At 59.5% G+C, this 16,490-nt stretch carries 13 protein-coding genes; 4 read left to right on the top strand and 9 right to left on the bottom strand.

Annotation, left to right across the window (positions count from 1 at the left end; translation table 11 throughout):
* Positions 1 to 50: 50 nt before the first annotated feature.
* Together crtD and crtC are read left to right on the top strand one after the other, a co-directional pair.
* The gene (gene crtD, locus SJY29_RS16570) at positions 51 to 1,604 is read left to right on the top strand and encodes a 1-hydroxycarotenoid 3,4-desaturase CrtD (protein ID WP_400085069.1); all 1,554 of its coding nucleotides are present in this window, start codon (positions 51 to 53) and stop codon (positions 1,602 to 1,604) included.
* A complete protein-coding gene (crtC, locus tag SJY29_RS16565) occupies positions 1,568 to 2,437 on the top strand; it encodes a carotenoid 1,2-hydratase (protein ID WP_400088964.1) in 870 nt (289 codons plus the stop codon). The genes crtD and crtC overlap by 37 nt, the downstream gene beginning before the upstream one ends.
* A 79-nt stretch (positions 2,438 to 2,516) precedes the next feature.
* Here the strand turns inward: crtC and SJY29_RS16560 are convergent, their stop codons facing one another.
* The 9 genes from SJY29_RS16560 to SJY29_RS16520 all read right to left on the bottom strand — a co-directional run bounded on the left by SJY29_RS16560 (position 2,517) and on the right by SJY29_RS16520 (position 13,477).
* Positions 2,517 to 3,584 (bottom strand): acyltransferase family protein, encoded by a 1,068-nt coding sequence (locus SJY29_RS16560; protein WP_400085067.1) that lies wholly within the window; start codon positions 3,582 to 3,584, stop codon positions 2,517 to 2,519.
* A gap of 185 nt (positions 3,585 to 3,769) precedes the next feature.
* Positions 3,770 to 4,405 carry an ATP-binding cassette domain-containing protein gene (locus tag SJY29_RS16555; protein WP_400085064.1) on the bottom strand — a complete coding sequence of 212 codons (636 nt, stop codon included), beginning with the start codon at positions 4,403 to 4,405 and terminating at the stop codon, positions 3,770 to 3,772.
* Positions 4,398 to 6,092 (bottom strand): ABC transporter permease, encoded by a 1,695-nt coding sequence (locus SJY29_RS16550; RefSeq protein WP_400085061.1) that lies wholly within the window; start codon positions 6,090 to 6,092, stop codon positions 4,398 to 4,400. The genes SJY29_RS16555 and SJY29_RS16550 overlap by 8 nt, the downstream gene beginning before the upstream one ends.
* Before the next feature lie 101 nt (positions 6,093 to 6,193).
* A complete protein-coding gene (locus tag SJY29_RS16545; RefSeq protein ID WP_400085058.1) occupies positions 6,194 to 7,393 on the bottom strand; it encodes an ABC transporter substrate-binding protein in 1,200 nt (399 codons plus the stop codon).
* Between the two features lie 12 nt (positions 7,394 to 7,405).
* Entirely contained in the window at positions 7,406 to 8,014 is a 609-nt protein-coding gene (locus tag SJY29_RS16540) for a CDP-alcohol phosphatidyltransferase family protein (RefSeq protein WP_110280671.1), read from the bottom strand.
* A gap of 101 nt (positions 8,015 to 8,115) precedes the next feature.
* Positions 8,116 to 10,119 (bottom strand): hydantoinase/oxoprolinase N-terminal domain-containing protein, encoded by a 2,004-nt coding sequence (locus SJY29_RS16535; protein ID WP_400085055.1) that lies wholly within the window; start codon positions 10,117 to 10,119, stop codon positions 8,116 to 8,118.
* Between the two features lie 104 nt (positions 10,120 to 10,223).
* A complete protein-coding gene (locus SJY29_RS16530; RefSeq protein ID WP_400085052.1) occupies positions 10,224 to 12,008 on the bottom strand; it encodes a hypothetical protein in 1,785 nt (594 codons plus the stop codon).
* Between the two features lie 114 nt (positions 12,009 to 12,122).
* Positions 12,123 to 12,518, bottom strand: a complete 396-nt coding sequence (locus tag SJY29_RS16525; RefSeq protein ID WP_400085050.1) for a GtrA family protein — start codon at positions 12,516 to 12,518, stop codon at positions 12,123 to 12,125.
* Between the two features lie 5 nt (positions 12,519 to 12,523).
* Positions 12,524 to 13,477, bottom strand: a complete 954-nt coding sequence (locus tag SJY29_RS16520) for a glycosyltransferase family 2 protein (protein ID WP_400085047.1) — start codon at positions 13,475 to 13,477, stop codon at positions 12,524 to 12,526.
* 130 nt (positions 13,478 to 13,607) lie between these two features.
* Between SJY29_RS16520 and SJY29_RS16515 the strand changes: the two genes are divergently transcribed.
* Positions 13,608 to 14,888, top strand: coding sequence for an acetylornithine deacetylase/succinyl-diaminopimelate desuccinylase family protein (locus SJY29_RS16515; RefSeq protein ID WP_400085044.1), 1,281 nt, complete (start codon positions 13,608 to 13,610; stop codon positions 14,886 to 14,888).
* 95 nt (positions 14,889 to 14,983) lie between these two features.
* A complete protein-coding gene (locus tag SJY29_RS16510) occupies positions 14,984 to 16,459 on the top strand; it encodes an ABC transporter substrate-binding protein (protein ID WP_400085041.1) in 1,476 nt (491 codons plus the stop codon).
* Positions 16,460 to 16,490 lie beyond the last annotated feature (31 nt).

Genomic DNA, 16,490 nt, shown 5'->3' with positions numbered 1-16,490 from the left:
AGTTTACATATGTCAATGTAAATCAAACGTAACAAAAGACTCAGGGCCGGATGAAAGCGGATTCCCCAAAAATTGTTGTTATTGGCGCTGGAATCGGCGGATTGGCCACTGCACTGCGGCTGGCCCATCAGGGTTGCGATGTCACTGTGCTGGATATGCACAGCGCGCCGGGCGGCAAGATGCGCACGGTGGCATCAGATGCAGGGCCGGTCGATGCAGGCCCGACTGTCCTGACAATGCGGCCCGTGTTTGAGGCGCTGTTTACCGATGTGGATGAGGTGCTGGGTGACCACCTCACGCTTGAACCGCTGACGACACTGGCGCGGCATTATTGGGATGATGGCGCGATGCTTGATCTCGATGCGGATCCTGCGCAAAGCCTTGCCAATGTGACTGCCACCTTCGGACCGAAAGCAGGACAGGAATTCGCGGCGTTCTCGGTACGCGCCAAGCGCCTGTTTGACGCTTTCGATGCGCCGATGATGCGCACGCCCGAACCCGACCAATGGGCGATCACGAAAACCGTGCTGCGCCAGCCCAGTCTGATCCCGGCCATGGCCCCGCACCGCACCTTGGCCGGATTGCTGCGGCAGTCCTTCAGCGATCCCCGCCTTGCGCAGCTTTTCGGCCGTTATGCCACCTATGTCGGCGGCTCACCCTATGCCGCACCCGCCATTCTGGCGCTGATCTGGCAGGCCGAGGCACAAGGCGTCTGGTCCGTGAAGGGCGGGATGCATCAACTTGCACAGGCAATCGCCAAACTGGCGCAGGCACGCGGTGCCACCTTCCACTACAACATGCCCGCCACGCGGATCACGCGGCAGAACGGGCGGATCAATGGTGTGCAAACAGCCACAGGGCACTTTCCCGCAGATATGGTGCTGTTCAACGGCGATCCGCGCGCACTGGAAACCGGTCTCCTTGGCGACGGCGCGAAAGACGCGGTGCAGCCACAACACACAACACCCCGCAGCCTCTCGGCCTTTGTCCACGCCTTTGCCGCAGTCCCCGAAGGTGTCGCGCTCAAACATCACACTGTGTTTTTCGGGCACGATCCCAAAGCCGAATTCAAGGCGCTCGCCAAAGGCGAAATGCCGACCGACGCCACACTCTATCTTTGCGCACAGGATCACGGGGCAGTCGCACCCGACGCCCTGCAACAATTCGAGATCATCATGAACGGCCCGCCTGTGCCACGCGACCCTGAAAAGGAAAAACCCCCATGTCAGACACAGATTTTCAAGCGTTTCCGCGACTTCGGCCTGACGTTCAGCCCGACGCCCGGACCAGAGGCGCTCACCACACCGCAGGGGTTCGACGCGCTGTTTCCAGCGAGCCTCGGTTCCCTTTACGGGCGGAGCCCGCAAGGCATGATGGCGGCATTCAAACGCCCGACGGCACGCACACCGGTGCCGGGGCTGTACCTTTGCGGGGGCGGGACGCATCCGGGGGCGGGGGTGCCGATGGCGACACTCTCCGCAGCGCACGCGGCCGCGGCGATCATGACGGACCATGCTTCCACCTTGATGTCCCCCCAAACGGCTACGCTTGGTGGTACATTGACGGGATCAGCACGGACGGGACGAAAGCGGTCTCTGTCATAGGCTTTATCGGCTCGGTGTTTTCACCGTGGTACGCATGGTCGGGGCGCCGCGACCCAGCCAATCACTGCTGCATCAACGTGGCAACCTACGGGCCGGGCGGGCGGTTCACGATGACGGACCGCGGGCGTGCAGCACTGCACACAACACCCGACACCTTTCAGGTAGGACCTTCGTCGATGCATTGGACGGGCCGCGATCTGGTGATCGACATCAATGAGATCAGCAGCCCGCCCCTGATCAGCCGCGTGCGGGGGCAAATCACGATCACACCCCATGCGATCACCCACGTCGAACTCCCCCTGACACCGAACGGCGCGCATATCTGGCGGCCCTTCGCGCCCTCGTCGGACATCAAGGTTGAGCTGGAAGCAAAAGGCTGGCAGTGGTCAGGACACGGCTATTTCGACAGCAATTTCGGCACGCGGTCGCTGGAAGAGGATTTCAGTTTCTGGACATGGGGCCGCTATCCCACCAAAGCAGGCGCGACCTGCATCTACGACGCCGTACGCCGCGATGGCTCGACGCTCGACACCGCGATCGCCTTTGACAGTGACGGGCGCGCCAAAATCGTCGATGCGCCACCTAGGACACGCTTCAAACGCTCTCTATGGCAGGTCATGCGCGAAACCCGCGCTGATCCCGGCGTTGTTCCAAAACAAGTGCTGCCCATGCTGGACGCGCCGTTCTATTCACGATCCGCGGTGCAAACGCAGCTGAACGGCGAAGTGGTGACCGGCGTGCATGAGGCGCTGGACCTGAACCGGTACCGTTCACCCCTGATCAAACCGATGCTGGCGGTCCGCGTGCCAAGACGGAAGGGCTGGAACGGCTAGGGTCTGCTGCGCACCCAGAAGAAAGAGGGGGGCCTTGGCGGACAGCGCAAACGCCTGCTCAATGGCCTCTTGCAAACCTCTACTTGGCCGACCTCGGCGCAGGTCTGAAGCGGCGAAAGTAAGCCTCCAAGGTTCTCATGCTGATTTCTGCAACAACATAGGAAAGGACACTGTAGAGCACCAGAATTGTCCATTGCTCCATGAGGTCAAGACGGCCCGCAATCCGATTGACCACGTCGAGGACAAGCAAATGATATAGATAAATACCATAGCTCACAGCCCCGATACGGGCGATGAAACGGTTTTGCAGGATCGCAAGGGCCGCATTGTCTTCGCGCACGACCAATGCGGCAAGTATCCCGACCATTATTGTGTGGATCAAGAGATTTGGAAGGCCACGCAAATCAGAAGGCGCCAACTGGATCGTGATCGCCAGTAAACAAAAACCGGCAATTGCGTGCCAGCGGCCTCCCAGGAGTTTCTCAACGACGCGGAAGCCTTGCGCGGAGTGCAGTATCAGTCCGAGGAGTGATCCCATGATGATCGGAGCGTAGGTCGAGTTGGGCAGCCAGATGCGATAAACACCGTTTCCTGCAGGTTCCGGACCAAATGTGCCCGTAATGGCGGCAACATTGATCCCAACCAGAAAGAGCGAAACCGGTATCAGATATCGCGTGCGGACAAGAAGCAGGACCAATGGCCAAACCAGATAGTACTGCTCTTCCACCGCTAGTGACCAGGTAATGTACAGATTTGGGATATGATCGATTAGGAAATTCGATAGGAACAAGGCATAGAAGGGCACCAGCCATGCCAGTTCCGTTTGGCCAGCTATGAAAATGTAATAGGCCGATACTGATCCCACCACGAAAAAGTATACGGGAAAAATGCGCAAGACACGGCGCAGATAGAAGTCTCTTAGAGAGAAATCGCCATATTCACTCCGCTCGCGCAGCAACAGTGTAGTAATCAGAAATCCGCTGAGCACGAAAAAGAAATCAACGCCCAGAAAACCGCGCAGGAGTATCTGAGCGCCCCCTTGATCAAGTGGAATACCGTGGTGCCAGACCACCATCGCTATGGAAACAAAGCGTAGGCCATCAAGATTGGCAAAATGCCGGCGCGCCCGGTATGATTCGAATGACAACTTTCTACTTCCAGCTCGTATTCTGCTGGCGGGTACGGATTATCCCTGCAGCAGCGGACAATACCCGCCATCATGACCACAGGTCATGTGTTTGTGAAGTCAGACTTACGGTCAAATTGCGCGCGAAACCCAAGTTACCTTGCGCAGTGCGCGCCTCAACTCCGAACTGCGAGTCCGCCTTCCACTCATCCACCCAGCGTCACGATCAAGCCGCCCGCCGCCTCGGCATCTTCTGCGTCATGCGTCACCATCAGCACAGGCAGCGCGCGGGCGCGGGCACGGTCAAACACCATCTCGCGTACTTGGGCCCGCAGGGCGGCATCCAGCCGCGAAAACGGCTCGTCCAACAGCAACGCGCAGGGTTCTGACAAGAGCATCCGCATCAATGCGACCCGCGCCTTCTGCCCGCCTGACAGCGTGGCGGGATCGCGGTCTGCAAAGCCACTCAGGCCAACCTCATCCAGCGCCTCTTCGATCTTTGCCTTGCGCGTTGCAGGACAGCCACCGGGTTGCAGGCCAAAGGCCAGATTGGCCCCGACCGACAAATGCGGAAACAGCAGATCATCCTGAAACAGGATCCCGACCCTGCGTTGATGCGGGGCCGCATGGGTGATGTTCTGGCCATCCAGCCAGACCTCGCCTGTCGCGGCAAAATCACTGGCCAAGGTGCCCGTGATAAAGGCCAGCAGGGTCGATTTGCCAACACCAGAGGGGCCCATGATCGTCAGCACCTCGCCCGGCACGATTTCTTGCGCAACCGACAAGAGCGGCACACCGCCTTTGGTGATCATCACGTCTTTCAGCACCAAACCCTTATCCATGCCGCAATCCCCTTCTGTTGCGCCAGATCAGCGCCGGCAGCAGCAGCGCAAGCGCAAATGGCACCAGCGCCGCCCCAGTCTGCATCAATCCATAAACCCCGATCGCCCGCCGGTCGCCCCCCGAAGCCAGCGCCACAGCCTCGGTTGTCAGGGTTGCCACACGACCCCCGCCAATCAGCAAGGTCGGCAGATACTGCCCCACCGACACCGCCAGACCCACGGCCAATGCGGTCAGGATCGGACGCAAAAGCATCGGCAGGCGCACGCGCCACAGCACGCCGTCAGGACTGGCCCGCAAAGCTGCGGCAATCGTACCCATCCGCGTATCCCACGCACGAAACGGATCAGCGAGGGACAGGAATACATAAGGCAGCACAAACACCAGATGCGCCAGCATCACCGGCAATCGCCCGACATCAGCCCCCATATTCAACATCAAGGTCTGCAAACCCGGCAGGAATGCCGTTTGGGGAATAAGCAGAGGCAGATACAACAACCAGACCGCCCGTTGGCTGAACGACAGACCATAGCGGTACTCGGCCTCAAGACATCCGATTGTCAGGATCAGCGCGACAAGGGCCACAGTACAGGCGATCAGGGCCGTTTCACCGAGGGCCTCTAACGTGCCCGGACCAAAGCGCATCCAGTTGCGCAGGGTCCAGCCATCAGGAAAGGCATCCGGAAACCCCCAGAACCCCGCAAAAGACCAGATCACCAAGACAACCAGTCCCAACAGGACAGTCACCGCCGAAATCCCGCCCGCGACCAGCGCAGCCTGCGCCACAACCGGATCAAGCCGCCCGCGGCTGCCTTTGGTGATCCAGCGCCGCCCCAGAGAGGCCACGAGGACTTCGCCAAGCCGCCAGAAGATCAACGCACCGACCACAAGGCCCAGTTGCAACAGCGCACCCGCCGCCGCCTCAAGCCGCATCGCCAGATCAGGATCAGACATCCATTTCACAATCTGCACCGACAAAGGCGGCGGCGTATTGGGGCCAAGGATCACGGCAACATCCACCACCGACATCGAGTAGGCCAGAACCACATAAACCGGCGGTCTGATCTGCGCATAGACACGTGGAAACACGGTCTTCAGCCAGCCTGTCACCCGCCCATAGCCCAGCGCCTGCGCGATCGTCGTGCTGCGTTGCGCATCGGCCTGACCAAGGGCTGCCAGCGTAATCAAGAGCAAGAACGGCACTTCCTTGATAATCAGGCCCGCTGTCATCGTCAGGCCCCAGCTATCCTGCACAATCAGGATATCCGGCGGACGCTCCCAGCCTGTCAGGCCGGGCGATACCAGCCGCGACAACCACCCCGACGGCGCTATCAGAAAAGCCAGCCCAAAGGCGGCTGCCGCATGTGGCACCGACAACAGCGGCGAGAGCAACCGCTCAAGCGCGCGAAAGGGCCGCGTACCGGACCAGCCGGCGGTGACCAGAACCACAATCGCAAGTGAAATGCCTGTCGCCAGCACCCCCGTCGAGAGCGATAGCATCACCGCCCTTGGCAGGCCCGCCCAGTCAAACAGATCGCGAAACGGATCAAGCGACGGCCCCGCCAGTCCCGCCGCAGGCAAATGCCCGAAGGCCGGCAGCACCGTCCCCCACAGACCGGCCGCCACCGGCCCCAGCATGGCAAGCAAGGTCAGGATCGGCAGGACGGGAAGGAAACGACGGCGGTTCATAGCTGGTGCAACTCAGTCCCGGATATGATCCGGGACCTCCCACTGCAACGGCGAGGCCCCGGATCATGTCCGGGGCTGCGTTCACTTATTTTCGACACGGGCTACTGCGAAACACCGTAGCGTGTGACCCAATCATCCGCGATCCGTGTAGCCCAGCTTGGGTGCGGTTCATCCTGCACTGTGCCCAACTCGGCAGGTGTCAGTGTCGCAACACCCAGCTCAAGCGCGTCAAACAACGCGCGGTCATCTTCGGACAAAGCATCCATGTTCAACACGGTCCCATAGCCGAGGATCGCAGGATCCTGCGCGCGCGCCTGCGCCTCTGGCGACATCAGGAAATTGGCAACCACCATCGCACCGGCCTTGGACCCCGAATTGTAAGGCACCGCCACGAAAGACGCGTTCCCGATGGTGCCTTTGTCCAACACGAAGGTCCGCACGCTCGGTGGCAGTTCACTGTTCGCAATCGCCGTCGAAGCTGCACCGGGGCTGAAGGAAATCGACAAATCCAGCTCGCCGTCCGCGATCAGCGGGAACATGGCGGTTCCGGTCGGCGGATAGGCCTTGCCTTCACGCCACAGGTTCGGTGTCAGTTCGTCCATATAGGCCCAAAGCGGGGCCGTGATATCTGCATAGTTCTCGTCCGTGGCTGGTGCGGCCAACACAGACGGATCAGGCAGAATGTCGACCAGAACCTGCTTGAGGAATGTCGTACCAAGGAAATCCGGCGGCTGTGGATAGCTGAACCGCCCGGGGTTGGCTTGGGTCCATTCCAGCAGGGCCTGCATGGACCCCAGACGCTCGGGCATATCCTCGGTATCATGCACAAAGACCACCTGCGCCATGGCCCACGGGCTCTCATAGCCTTCGGTCGGCACAGTAAAATCGGTTTGCACGGTCTTGCCTTCGACATCGACCAAAGCCCAGTTCGGCAATGCTTCTGCATAAGGGCCAAACAAGAGATCGGCCTCTTTCATCGCGGCGAAATTCGCACCGTTGATCCAGATCATGTCGATCGCGCCGTCATCATCCTCGCCCGCCTGCTTTTCGGACAGCACACGTGTGACCGCATCTGCGGTATCTGTCAGCTTCACATGCTCAAGCGTGACACCATACTCTTCCATCACGCGCTCACCGACCCACGCGATGAAGTCATTGGTTGTCGTGGATCCGCCCCATGCGTTCCAGAACACCGTTTGGCCTTCGGCCTCGGTGGTGACAGCGTCCCAATTGCTGACGTCGATATCTGCAAGCGCGGGAACCGGGGCCAGCAAAGCTGCCAGAATGGCAAGATGTTTCATAAGTTACGTCCTTTAGTCAGTATAGATACGTTTGGCGGCGAGTATGCGCAGGATCGCCGTTGCGAAGCACAGGCTTCCAAAGAGCCACGCAAGTGGCGCGAAGAAAGTTTCAAAAAGGCAAAGAAGGAGGAAGAAGACAATCGTTTCCGTCCCTTCCAGAAGCCCGTTGGAATAGTAGAGCGTCTTCTGCCCCTGCAGATCGGTCTTGTGACCATGCTTTTCGGCAAGGATCGCGTAGCCCAGAAAGCTCGTCCCGTTGAAATAGAATGAAGCGAGAAGGAAAGCCCCGGCCGCCCCGTTTGCAGCGGGATCGTAAAGCACGAAGGCCATCGGAATGGCCCCGTAGAACAGGAAATCCGCTGCGATATCCAGATATCCGCCGAAATCCGTTTTCTGCGTTGCCCGCGCCACGGCACCATCAAGGCCATCGGCCAAACGGCTGGCCAAGAGCGGCACCAAAGCCCAACCAAACTGGCCCAAGGCGATCAAAAGCGCTGCAAACAACCCAAGCGCAAGCCCGACCAGTGTAACACCGTCAGCACTGAACCCACGCGCCGCCAACCCGCGACCCATCAGGTTCAACGGCGGGTCAATCAACTGACGTGCGTAACGGTCGAGCATCTGGCCTCCTCACAAGATGATTTGTTGTGACCGATGCAATCCATTCGCGCAATCAGCCTGACAACAATGTGAAAGATCAGCAGAAGTCTGACACAAATGGACTAGCTGCTGGCGATCCGCGGGCGGCCGCTGGCCTCGACCCGCAGGGTGGCCTCGATAAACATAGCCCTGTTTTCAACTGTGATTTCAGAAATATCGCGCGACACGGAAAAGCGGATTTCCTCCACCCCTGAAGCGCGCACCAGTCCTTCGGCTTCGTCCCGCAGAACCGCCTCAAGAACGCCCAGCGCTTCATCACGATCCGCAAAGATCTTCGGTCCGTCGGTCAGATGCACAGCAAAAGACCCTTCTCCCGCACTTGTGACGGTTCCTGTGGCCTGCATCCGCACCTGCCCAACAACTGCACCAATGGCATTGGCCACACCGCCATGTTCAGGCAACACCATCCGCGTTCCGAGCCGTTCGCCAACAGCGCCGTAATAGGCCGCAGCAGAGGCGCCGAGACCAATCACCGGGACGCCCAAAGACAACTGCATCCGCAACACGCCACTGTGCCGGTCCAGCCCCGCCATGCTCAGCGGATGCTTGGCAAGTGCTGCCGGATCGGGCCATGCCAGATCATCCTCGGCAAAGGCCGCCTGCAACAGACAATCGACCGTCTGCGCGGTCAGTTGATCTATAATCTGCTGTGCCAGCACCTTTCCGTTTTCGGCCACCCGCGTGCCCGCACCGGTGCGCCTGCGGGCAAAAAGCGTCAACGCCTTTTCGGCCGCTTGCGCGTCCCATGCATCCACCATCCCCAGAACATGAGACGCATCAGAGGGCGTGACCCCGGCAATAATAGCAAGACCACGCTCGACCAGCCGCCCCAATGCGGGGCTTTCCATCCGTGACTGCACCGCATGGCCAAGGCGCAAGGGCCCCTCGGCCAGACGCGCCGCCACAACCTGTTCGCGCTTGTCCAAACCCGCTGGCATGTCCTGCCAGAGCGGAACCACGAACTGCCCGCCATCCGCCGCCGGAATATCCTGCGCCAGAGCGCGGTCCAGAACCGCATGGACCAAATCAGGATACTGCTGCGCGGCCAAAGAGACCGGCATCAACCGGCGCGGACCCAACCGCAAGCCACCATGCAGCCCCTCGACCACATGCACCTCGCTGTCACCACCAAGGCCCGTCGTGCGCATCGCCACCGCCTCGACCATCGTGCGGAAGGGGCCAACACGTGCGCCTTGCGGGTCGATCTTGGGGCGGCCATCGCGCAGCAGACAAACATCCGTTGTCGTACCGCCGATGTCGCTGACCAAAGCATCGGTTTCGCCTGTCAGCCAACTGGCACCGGCAATGGATGCGGCAGGTCCGCTGAGGATTGTCTCAATCGGTTTTTCGCGCGCCAGATCAGCAGAGACCAAAGCCCCGTCCCCGCGCACAACCATCAAGCGCGCCGTGATACCCACGGCCGTCAAATGCGCCTCGCATGCTGTGATCAGACGGTCCAGCATCCCGATCAGGCGCGCGTTCAGAACAGCCGTCAACGCCCGTTTCGGCCCGCCAAGTGCCTGGCTCAGGTCATGCGAACAACTGACAGGTCGGCCTGTGGTATCGCGCAACACATCGCGCACGGCGATTTCATGGGCAGGGTTGCGCGTCGCGAAACTGGCGGCAACGGCAAACCCCGTAATGCCGTCCCCAAGATCAGCTATGGCCGCGTGCAATGTTGCAAGATCAAGCGGTGCCACCTCGCCGCCTGCATGGTTATGACCGCCCGCAAGCCGGATCACCGGATCGCCGCGCAGCGCCTCGGTCAAACCGGCGCGCGCAAGATCGGCGTCATCAAAACCGATAGCGATCAACGCGATCCGGCCGCCCTGACCCTCGACAAGCGCATTCGTCGCAAGGGTAGTGGAAAGCGATACCATCGCAATATCGGCGGGTTTGACCGCAGCCTGTGCAATTGCTGCATCAATGGCCGCTCCGACACCGACAGCCAGGTCAGGGCGCGAGGTCAGCGCCTTGGCGGACCCAAGAACCCTGTCCTGTGCTTCATCAATAATCACCGCATCGGTATATGTGCCGCCAGTGTCGACACCCAACAAATATGTCATGCAATCCCGCCTTACGTCTGGCGCACATCTAAACGACCGACGCGCGCCAAGCGCAACGCTATTTCACGCAGTTCTTCACGAAAAACGACAGGATAAAGCGCAGTCTAGTCCTGCAACGCAAAAAGCAGCTGTTCGTCATTGCGCAGGGGGACAGGGAGCAACCACGCGACGGAAACGTCACCAGCCGCCAGTCCGGTCAGAAATTCGCTCACGTAAGTCTGACCCGCACAAAGCAGGACATGTGTCGCCCCCTGTTCTCTGGCAAGCTTCTCAAACGCTGTTTCTTCGAGATCGAACCCCAAGGCACCATTCATAAAGGCGTCAGGGCTGCGATGATAGGGTGCCGCCAGCGTGCTGTGATGGGTCACCCAAAGCAAAGGCGCACCCATGTTGGTGCTGTTCATGATCACCGCAGGCGGGATGTCATTCAATGCCAGCAGCGTTTCATAGTTGCGGCAGGAGGCCCCCTCTCTTTGCGTCACAGACCCTTGGAGAAAGGGCTGTAGAGGGTTCAATAGAATCTGCGGCGCACTGATCCCGATCGCCACGATGAATATCAATGCGGCCGTGGCAAGACTGCGGGTTTGTAGATAGGCCTTTAGCAAGACGGCAAGGCAAATCCCTCCGATCGCTGGCACGACCGAAGCCACCAAAATGACCGTCCGCATCTGAAGAAAGATCAAACCGATCCCAAAAAACCCGAGCAGCAACAACTGCCCGAGAATGGCGTTTTGCGTTTGACCTGTCCCCGACCCACCGCGCCGTGACCACCACAGAACAGACCCTGAAACCAACGCGACAATAACAGGGATCATAAATGCCAGCGCCGCGAAAAGTTGCGTTTGCACATAGATCAGGAATGGTTTCGCTTCTGTAACACGCGTGGCAATCATCTCTTGCAGCTCTGGCGGCAAATCGCCGTAGGGTCCACGGATGCAAGGCCCCAGAAGTGGCCATGCAATCGCAAGGCCGATCCCCGTCAGAGCGAACGTCGGGCCAACCTGAAACACCGCACCCGGGAAACGGCCGCGCAAAGCAAAAGGCGCAAGTGCCGCAACAACGGCGACGGCAATGACGCTCAGCATCGGGGTGCCCAGCTGGTCACAGACAGGGCGTGTGCGCAAAGCAGGCGCAGTCAAGCCCAGCCAGAACAGCAGGCTGCCTGCGACCAAAGCGAGGCAGAACGCCACAAGAAGCCGCTGCGTTTCGATGCGTTGATCAAATACGCAACGGCCAAAGACCAAAATACCCGCGCCAACGATAAAAAGCAGGCTTTCAAGGCCCGTCGACAGTGCAAAAGCCGCAGCCAGCCCCCCGATGATGCCAGCGGTCACCGGACGATCCGGCCAGACAACCGCATAAACAAGGATCACCATCATCAGGATCTGGACGTTGTGGTGGTCCAGATTTCCGGCCCGCATATGCAAATCACCCAACAAGGGCCACAAGACCGTACACAGAACCGCAAAACATGCCGCGATTGGCCCGAAGATCCGCTTGGTCCCAAACCCCACGACAAGAAGTGTCAGGATCAGGATGACCGTCGGCCAAATTGCAGCGCCGACCAGTTCCGCCTTTTCCATTGGCATAAAATACGAAAACGGCACGATGAACGCGGCAATCCCCGCATCAATATAGCGGGACCAATGGATCAACACCCCCTCGGGCGGCATCAGCCGGTATTGTGTCGTGTCAAACCAGCTTTGCCCCGCCAGCCAGTCACGGACCATGACCAATCGCATGATGTCGTCATTGCCCATGGAGACAAAGTTGTCCTCCATCCCGGCACCCTGAACGACGGCTTTGACAACCACGATCAAGATCGCCCCGAGCAAAACCACAAACAATGGCCTATGCTGGCAGAATCTGATCAGTGGGACGTCTTTCATCTCTATCAATCACTCAACAAGCCGCGTCACCGCAGAGTCTTTCACATTCTGGAGACAAAACAATGGGAATTATCTGCACGCAAAGCTCCATTCTGCATGCGACGGACAGCAGGATCAGGCGCGAAAAGCCAGGTGACGCGCCCCGAAAAAGTTTAAAAGCGATCCGAAGAAAGAACCGAGCGCGAAGCCTGCGAAGATGGTCAACGACGCAGTCCCGAACACACCGATAACCGCAGAATAAATCAGGTAGTTGGTCAGGCTCCCGACGATCTGAACCCCGAAGTACCGCCCGAACTGACCCTGCCTGCTGGCATCACGTGTCGCGCGAAATGTCCAGTTGCGGTTCAAAGCCCATGTCACCACGACAGCAACAGGGAAAGACAGTGCGCGCGCCAGATATGGATTGAGATCAAACCCGATCAACAGCCACAACAACCCACCATCGACGACGAAACCAACACCCCCAACTGCACCAAAGCGCAGCATCTGCGCGATAAGCTCGGAACGCATCGGTCCTAGCGCCGCGATGGTGCGGGCAAAGCCAGATAGGCCATCCGCTTCATTTCGCGGCGCCCCAGCGTGACCGTGTCAAGGATCAGACCCGTCACCACAGACAACACGCCGATCACCATGATCGCCGAGGCCAAAATCGCCGTAGGAAACCGTGGCACGAGTCCTGTTTCCACAAACTCGACAACAACAGGCCCGCCAAGTACCAGTGAAAGCAGACCCAACAGGACACCAACGCCGCAGAAAAGCGCAAAGGGACGCTCCTCCTTCACCAGCAAGACAATCATTTTCAGAATGCGGAACCCGTCCCGGATCGTGTTCAGTTTACTGTCAGAGCCCGGCAGCCGGTCTACGTACACCGTATCCACGTCTGCAATGGGCATGCGCAGTTCCAGCGCGTGAACGGTCAACTCGGTTTCAATCTCGAACCCGCGTGACAGCGCCGGAAAGGATTTGACAAAGCGGCGCGAAAAGACGCGGTAACCGGTCAACATATCCTTGGTGCGCTTTCCAAAAATACTGGCAACAAGGCCGGTCAGCATCCAGTTCCCGAAACGGTGGCCCGGCCGGTACGCCTCTTGAATTTCAGTCACACGACACCCGCTGACCATATCAAGCGTTTCATCAAGCAGCTTGTCGACTAGCGCAGGGACCGCCTTGGCCTCATAGGTGTTGTCGCCATCCACCATGACGTAAACATCTGCATCAATATCGGCAAACATCCGGCGGACGACGTTGCCCTTACCCTGCTGGGTTTCGACCCGCACAATAGCACCCGCCGCGCGGGCGGCTTCGGCGGTATCGTCGGTAGAATTGTTGTCGTAAACATAGATGTCGGCTGCGGGCAGCGCCGCGCGAAAGTCAGCCACGACAGTGCCAATCGGCTTGGCCTCGTTATAGCACGGGATCAGAACCGCGACCTTCGTATCTGACGTCAATTCCACGCGTCTGCGCTCCATCGTAATGTGGCCCCTTGGCATAGCAGGCGGGATACAACATGGCGATACACTGCGGTTCTTTTGTGGCCGCACTGTGTAATTTCAAAATCACACCATTGTCTGTTCCACCGGAAAGACGAATACTCAAACCATGACAAAGAACACGAACCTTGCACGCGCCATCACCGACCGCCGCGATGATCTGATCGCGCTGACCCAGGACCTGATCCGTATTCCCACGCTCAACCCGCCGGGACGCGACTATCGCGCGATCTGCGAATATCTGGACCGGCGCTTGCGGGGATCGGGGTTTGAAACGGAGCTGATCCGCGCCCACGGCACCCCCGGCGATAGCGACAAATACCCCCGCTGGAACATCGTCGCACGGCGCGAGGGCGGGCAGTCCGGTGATTGCGTCCACTTCAACAGCCACACGGATGTGGTCGAAGTCGGCCACGGCTGGACCAAAGACCCCTTCGGCGGTGAACTGATCGACGGCAAAATCTACGGACGCGGGGCCTGCGATATGAAAGGCGGGCTTGCCGCCTCTATCATCGCCGCCGAGGCGTTCCTCGCAACCCACCCCACCTTCGCAGGTGCGATTGAGATTTCCGGCACAGCGGATGAAGAATCCGGCGGTTACGGTGGCGTCGCCTATCTGGCCGAAAAGGGCTATTTCGACCCCACCCGCGTGCAACACGTCATTATCCCCGAACCCCTGAACAAAGACCGCGTCTGCCTTGGCCATCGCGGCGGCTGGTGGGCGGAGATCGAGACATTCGGCGAAATCGCGCACGGGTCCATGCCGTTTCTCGGCGACTGCGCAGTGCGGCACATGGGGGCGGTACTGACTGAGTTCGAGAACAAACTCTATCCCGCAATGGCTGCACGGCACACCGACATGCCTGTCGTGCCGGAAGGCGCGCGGTCTTCGACCATGAACATCAATTCGATCCACGGCGGGCAACCCGAACAGGATGACGACTACACCGGCCTACCGGCCCATTGCGTGCCCGACAGTTGCCGCATCGTGATCGACCGCCGCTTTCTGGCCGAAGAAAACATCGACGACGTGCGCGGCGAGGTGAAGGCGCTACTTGAAGGACTGAAAGCCAGCCGTGACCGCTTTGACTATGATCTGCGCGAAATGAATGTGGTCCTGCCCAGCATGACCGACCGTGACGCACCCGTCGTGCAAGTCATCGCCGCCGAGATCGAAAAAACCTTGGGCAAACCCGCCGAATTCGTAGCCTCACCCGGGACCTACGACCAAAAACACATCGACCGGATCGGCAAACTGAAAAACTGCATCGCCTACGGGCCGGGGATATTGGAACTGGCACATAAGCCCGATGAATACATCGGCGTGGACGATATGATCGACAGTGCACAGGTGATGGCAGGGGCGTTAGTCAAGATTTTGGCACCGTAGGGCGGGGCCCGCCCCGACATCACGTCACCCGCAAGCAGCACTTGAATTGCCCCCCCGTTTTGTAAACACTCGTCCCCAACAACAGGGGGAGCATCATGCACCATTTCAAAACACTCGCGGCATCCACCGCCATCGTTCTTTGCGCCTCGGGCGCGCTTGCCCAAGACAGCATTACCGTTGCCATCCAGCTGGAACCGCCGAACCTTGACCCCACAGGCGGGGCCGCGCAGGCGATTGATAGCGTGCTCTACGCCAATGTTTTCGAGGGCCTCACACGGTTTGACGCGGATGGCGCGATCATCCGTGGCCTTGCCCAAAGCTGGGATATCTCGGATGACGGTCTGGTCTATACCTTTAACCTTGCCGCCGGTGTCACCTTTCATGACGGCACCACAATGGACGCCGAGGATGTGAAATTCAGTCTTGATCGCGCCCGCGCCGAGGACAGCACCAATGCCCAAAAGGGCCTGTTCGCAGGCATCACCGATGTCACCGTGATTGATCCGCTGACCGTGCAGGTCACACTGGACCAACCGAACGGCAGCTTCCTGTTCAACATGGCGTGGGGGGATGCGGTGATCGTAGCCCCTGAAAGCATCGATAACATCGCGTCAAACCCCATCGGCACCGGCCCTTTCACCTTCACGGACTGGGTGCAGGGCGACCGGCTCGAGCTGACACGCAACCCTGATTACTGGGGTCCGGCCCCTGCGCTGGAAAGTGCAACCTTCCGCTTTATCTCGGACCCGACGGCCGCCTTTGCCGCCGTGATGGCCGAGGATGTGGACGCCTTTGTCGGTTTCCCTGCCCCTGAGAACCTGCCCCAGTTCGAGGCCGATCCGCGTTTCCAGGTCCTCGTCGGCAATACCGAGGGCGAAACGATCCTGTCGACCAACAACAAAATGCCGCCCTTCGACGATGTCCGCGTGCGCAAAGCATTGGCCCATGCCATCGACCGCCAAGCGATCATCGACGGTGCGATGTTCGGATATGGCACACCCATTGGCACGCATTTTGCTCCGCATAACCCCGACTACGTCGATCTGCTGGCCAATTCGCAATACGACCCCGAGCTTGCACGCAGTCTCTTGGCCGAGGCAGGCTTTGCGGACGGCTTCACCACCACCCTGAAACTGCCGCCCCCATCTTACGCCCGCCGCGGCGGCGAGATCATCGCCAGCCAGTTGCGTGCGGTCGGGATCGAGACGGAAATCACCAACCTTGAATGGGCGCAGTGGATTGAAGAGGTCTTTACCAACAAGGACTTTGGCCTGTCCATCGTCAGCCACACCGAGCCCATGGATATCGGCATCTACGCCAATCCTGATTACTATTTCCAATACGACAACCCCGAGTTCCAGGCGCTGATGGAAACGCTCAACGCCACCACAGACCCTGCGATGCGCAGCAACCTGCTGGCGCAGGCGCAAGCGATCATTTCAGAGGACTACGTGAACGGCTATCTGTTTGAACTGGCCGTGGCGACCGTCGCCAAGGCGGGGCTGCAAGGGCTGTGGGTGAACCAGCCGACAGCGGCCGTTGACCTGACCGGCGTCAGCTGGAGCAACTAGGACAATGCCCCCCGTAAATATCTTGCGGGGG

Origin of the sequence: Yoonia sp. R78084 (assembly GCF_044595625.1) — a bacterium.
GTDB lineage: Bacteria > Pseudomonadota > Alphaproteobacteria > Rhodobacterales > Rhodobacteraceae > Yoonia.
Note: the sequence above shows the minus strand (reverse complement) of the source record. Positions and strands in the feature narration are given on the sequence as shown.

Bases quoted from the DNA above. Each gene is read 5' to 3' on its own strand.
- crtD (WP_400085069.1), top strand. From the start codon at position 51: ATGAAAGCGGATTCCCCAAAAATTGTTGTTATTGGCGCTGGAATCGGC.
- SJY29_RS16555 (WP_400085064.1), bottom strand. From the start codon at position 4,405: ATGGATAAGGGTTTGGTGCTGAAAGACGTGATGATCACCAAAGGCGGT.
- SJY29_RS16550 (WP_400085061.1), bottom strand. From the start codon at position 6,092: ATGAACCGCCGTCGTTTCCTTCCCGTCCTGCCGATCCTGACCTTGCTT.
- SJY29_RS16545 (WP_400085058.1), bottom strand. From the start codon at position 7,393: ATGAAACATCTTGCCATTCTGGCAGCTTTGCTGGCCCCGGTTCCCGCG.
- SJY29_RS16540 (WP_110280671.1), bottom strand. From the start codon at position 8,014: ATGCTCGACCGTTACGCACGTCAGTTGATTGACCCGCCGTTGAACCTG.
- SJY29_RS16535 (WP_400085055.1), bottom strand. From the start codon at position 10,119: ATGACATATTTGTTGGGTGTCGACACTGGCGGCACATATACCGATGCG.
- SJY29_RS16530 (WP_400085052.1), bottom strand. From the start codon at position 12,008: ATGAAAGACGTCCCACTGATCAGATTCTGCCAGCATAGGCCATTGTTT.
- SJY29_RS16525 (WP_400085050.1), bottom strand. From the start codon at position 12,518: ATGCGTTCCGAGCTTATCGCGCAGATGCTGCGCTTTGGTGCAGTTGGG.
- SJY29_RS16520 (WP_400085047.1), bottom strand. From the start codon at position 13,477: ATGGAGCGCAGACGCGTGGAATTGACGTCAGATACGAAGGTCGCGGTT.
- SJY29_RS16515 (WP_400085044.1), top strand. From the start codon at position 13,608: ATGACAAAGAACACGAACCTTGCACGCGCCATCACCGACCGCCGCGAT.
- SJY29_RS16510 (WP_400085041.1), top strand. From the start codon at position 14,984: ATGCACCATTTCAAAACACTCGCGGCATCCACCGCCATCGTTCTTTGC.